We start from the raw sequence: 3,919 nt of genomic DNA, 5'->3' as shown, positions 1-3,919 counted from the left end.
ACGAGGTCGAGATCGACCAGGCAGACGCCGCGGCGCTTGGCATAGAGATCCAACGAGCAAGCCTCTCCGCGCTCGGCCAGCGGACCGAGCTGCCGGCCGAGATCAAGTTCGCCGCCGACCGGGTCGCCTACATCGCACCGCGCGTCGACGGCGTGGTCCGCTCTCTCGAAGCGACGGAGGGCGACCTCGTCGAGGCTGGCGAGGTTCTCGCCGTGCTCGACAGCGGGCGCCTCGCGGCCCTCATGGCCGACTACCACGGGGCCCGCGCTGCCGAGCGCTTCGCCGACTCGACGCTGGCCCGTGAGCGCGAGCTGCTCGATCAAGCGATCACCTCGCAGGCGGAGTTCGCCGAGGCCGAGCAGGAGGCCGCCATGGCCACCGCGCGCCGGGAGGCGGCCGAGACGGCTCTTCACGCGGCAGGCATCGATCACGATCAGATCGAAAGCTTGGTTAGCGGCTCCGACGGGGCGGCAGGGCGTTACCGGATCACTTCGCCGATTGCCGGCCGCGTGATCGAACGGACGCTCAGCCTAGGCCAGTCCGTCCAGGGAGGCACCGAGGGCGGCGCGCCCGCTTTCGTCGTCGCCGACGACAGCGTCGTCTGGGCGGACGTTCAGGTCTATGCCGCCGACCTCGGCCGGATCGAACCGGGTGCCGGCGTCGTCTTGAACGGCGAGAATGGCCGTCAGATCGCCATCGGCGAAGTGGCTTTCGTCATGCCGCAGCTCTCGGAGGGCTCTCGCACCGCCACGGCTCGCGTCATCCTAGAGAATGAGCAACGAGCGTTGCGACCCGGTCAGTTCGTCACAGCGAGCCTCGAGACCGGCAGTTCAGAGCAGGCGCTGACCGTGCCTAAGGGCGCGGTCGTGGCGTTCGAAGGCGGTGAGGTCGTCTTCGTGCCGACCGATCACGGGTTCGGTGCCGTCGGCGTTGAGACGGGGCGGCAGGTCGGGGACGAGGTGGAGATCGTCTCCGGGCTCGAACGCGGCCAGGCCTTCGTCGCCGAGGGGGCGTTCACCCTCAAGGCTGAACTCGAGAAGGCCGGCTTCGGCGACGGGCACGGCCACTAGGCCAGCAGCCCCGCTCTCTCAACGCATCAGGACACGATCATGCAGAACTTCATGTACCGCGTCGCGGGCGGGCGGCTCCTTGCCGGGCTCGCCGCCGTCGCGATCACCATCGCCGGCATCTGGGCATTCCGCTCCCTGCCGGTCGACGCCTTTCCCGACGTCACACCCTCCCTCGTTCAGGTCTTCACGGAGACTGAAGGCCTCGCGCCGGAGGAGGTCGAACGCTACGTCACCTACCCGCTGGAAACGTCCATGTCCGGACTGCCGAAGGTCGAGGAGATCCGCTCGGTCTCGAACTTCGGCCTCTCCGTCCTCAACATTTACTTCGAGGACGGAACGGACGTCTACTTCGCTCGGCAGGTCGTCGGCGAGCGCTTGGCCGAGGCGAGGAACGCGATCCCCGAAGGGTTTGGCGAGCCGCAGATGGGCCCGATCAGCACGGGCCTCGGCATCATCCTCTACTACCAGCTGGTCGACGAAACCGGTGACCGCAGCCTGATCGAGATGCGCGAGATCCAGGACTGGCTGATCAAGTACCAGCTGCAGTCCGTGCCCGGCGTGACCGAGGTCCTGTCGCTCGGCGGCTACGAGAAGCAGTACCAGGTCCGTATTCGGCCGGACGCTCTTCTCCGCTACGATCTCACCGTCTCCGACGTGGTGACGGCGTTAGAGGCGGGCAACCGCACCGCTGGCGCCCAGTACTTGGAAGTCGATTCGGAGCAGTACGTCGTGCGCGGCATCGGCCTGGCCGAGGACATTCCCGACCTCGGGGCCGCCATCCTGAAGACCGTGGACGGCACACCTGTTCGCGTCTCCGACGTGGCCGAGATCGCGATCGGCGGCGGCGTGCGCCAGGGTCTCGCCACGGCGGACGGAGAGGGCGAGGTCGTCGCGGGCATCGTCCTCAAGCTCTACGGAACGAACACCTCCGACGTGATCGCGCGAGCCAGCGAGCGCTTCGCCGAGATCAACGAGACGCTGCCCGACGGCGTACGCGCGGTCGCCTACTACGACCAAGCGACGCTCGTGAACGCGGCGTCGTCCACGGTGACGACGGCCTTGTGGCAGGGTGCCCTGCTCGTCGCCGTCCTCATCTTCGCGTTCTTGGGCGGCTGGCGGCCGAGCCTCGTCGTCGTCCTGTCGATTCCGTTCTCGGTCGGCTTCGCCTTCCTCGGCATGAAGCTGCTCGGCGTCTCGGCCAACCTCATGTCGCTCGGCGGCGTCGCCATCGCCATCGGGATGATGGTCGACGGCGCGATTGTCATCGCGGAGAACGTCGACCGCGTGTTGCGGGAAAGCCAGGGCGAGGACCGTCGCACGGCCGTCGCCGAAGCCGTAACGGAAGTGATCGGCCCGCTCCTCGCGGCCGTGGCCGTCGTGATCGTCGTCTTCCTGCCGCTCTTCGCCCTGCAGGGCGTCGAGGGGAAGACGTTCAGGCCCCTCGCCGCTTCGGCCGCGCTCGCAATGACCGGCTCGCTGATCTACGCCGGCCTGATCGCGCCCGCCATCGCGGGCTGGGTCATGCAGCCGAAGACCGGAGGCACGACGGACGACGAGGGACGAATCGGTCGCTCTATCCGTCCTTACGCTGCCTTCTTCGTGCGGCGGCGCATGGCGGCGCTCGGCCTCGCAGGGATCATCCTCGTCGCGGGCGCGTTGGTCTTTCCCCGCTTGGGGTCGGAGTTCACGCCGACGCTCGAGGAAGGAGACATCCTCCTGCGAACGACCATGGCTCCGTCGATCTCCCTGACCGAGGCGGAGGCGACGATGACGCGGGTCGAGAAGCGCATCCTGGATGCCTTCCCCGAAGTCGACCGCGTCGTCACCAGGATCGGCAGGGGCGAAGTCGGCGCGCATGCCGACCCGACCAACAGCGGCGAGAGCTTCCTCGCCTTGAAGCCGAGGGACGAATGGCGACCCGGCTTCTCGCCGGACGATCTCCGGGCGGCGCTGTCCGAAGAGCTGTCGGACTTCCCCGGTATCCTCGTCAACGTCAGCCAGCCCATCGCCATGTCGGTCGACGAGCTATTGACCGGCACGAAGGCGGAACTCGCCGTCAAGATCTTCGGCCCTGACACGGACGAGCTGATCGCGGCGGCGGGCACGCTGCAGGGCATCCTGCAGGACGTGCCGGGGGCGGCGGACGTCCAGATGGACCAGGTGACGGGCGCCCCGCAGCTTCAGGTCGATCTCGATCGCCAGGCGCTTTCCCGCTTCGGCATCACGGTCGAGCAGGCTCTGTCGACCGTCCGCGCGGCGATCGGCGGCGAGGAGGCGGGCACGCTCTTCGAGGGAGTGCGGCAGTTCCCCGTCGTGGTCCGCTACGAGGCGGCGTCGCGCGACACGCCCGAGGCGGTCGGGCGCCTGGTAATCAAGGCACCGGGGGGCGCGCTCGTCCCGCTCGAGGCCGTGGCGGACGTGCGTCAGGTCGTCGGTCCGCGTCAGATCACTCGCGAGGACGGGCAGCGCTTCATCACGGTTCAGGCTAACGTGCGAGGACGCGACATCGGGTCCTTCGTCGAGGAGGCGCAAGGCCTGACGGCGGATGGACTGGAACTACCGCCCGGCTACCGCGTCGTCTGGGGCGGGCAGTTCGAGTTGCAACAACAGGCCAACAAGCGCTTCGCCGTGGTCATCCCGATCACGCTCGGCATCGTCCTCCTCATCCTGCTCGTGACCTTCGGGCGGCTGAAGTCGGCACTCCTGATCCTCCTGAACATCCCGCTCGCCTTGGTCGGCGGCGCGATCGCGCTGTGGATCGTCGGCTTGCCCGTATCCGTGCCTGCCACGGTCGGCTTCATCGCCCTGTTCGGCATTGCCCTTGGCAACGGCATGGTGCTGGTGAGCTA

At 68.1% G+C, this 3,919-nt stretch carries 2 protein-coding genes; both read left to right on the top strand.

Features of this window, described 5'->3' with window-relative positions:
- A partial coding sequence (locus IE88_RS0116020) for an efflux RND transporter periplasmic adaptor subunit (protein WP_031556463.1) occupies positions 1–1,070 on the top strand: 1,070 nt, incomplete at its 5' end.
- 39 nt (positions 1,071–1,109) lie between these two features.
- On the top strand, positions 1,110–3,919 hold a 2,810-nt coding region (locus IE88_RS0116015), incomplete at its 3' end, for an efflux RND transporter permease subunit (RefSeq protein WP_036767560.1).

Origin of the sequence: Parvularcula oceani, from assembly GCF_000733125.1 — a bacterium.
Taxonomy (GTDB): domain Bacteria; phylum Pseudomonadota; class Alphaproteobacteria; order Caulobacterales; family Parvularculaceae; genus Parvularcula; species Parvularcula oceani.
The sequence above is the reverse complement of the archived record's forward strand: the minus strand, read 5'-3'. Positions and strand labels throughout refer to the sequence as shown.